At 35.4% G+C, this 246-nt stretch carries 1 protein-coding gene; it reads left to right on the top strand.

The genetic code is table 11. The annotated features are described in order from the left end of the window. Positions 1-222 (top strand): antitoxin (locus IV64_RS02055; RefSeq protein ID WP_057705520.1); only part of this gene is annotated, 222 nt, incomplete at its 5' end. Between the last annotated feature and the right edge of the window lie 24 nt (positions 223-246).

Below are 246 nucleotides of genomic sequence, written 5' to 3'. Positions count from 1 at the left end.
CAAGTTAATGACGAAGACGAAACCGTTTATATTGCTCGTTCAAATAGTCGCGCAGTAGCCATCGTTTCACAAGAAAAAATGGACTGGCTAGAAAGAGCATTAAAAGCTAAAGAAGGTTCGTTAGAATATGCAATTGCACGTGATCAGTTAATTAAACGCCATGTTTTACCTGACGATGAAATTGTTGAATCAGATGATGATTATTGGGGTCAGTTTAAATAATGAAAAAACTAAGATTTAAACCAC

Source organism: Lactiplantibacillus xiangfangensis, from assembly GCF_001438845.1.
In the GTDB taxonomy this organism is placed as follows: domain Bacteria; phylum Bacillota; class Bacilli; order Lactobacillales; family Lactobacillaceae; genus Lactiplantibacillus; species Lactiplantibacillus xiangfangensis.
Note: the sequence above shows the minus strand (reverse complement) of the source record. Positions and strands in the feature narration are given on the sequence as shown.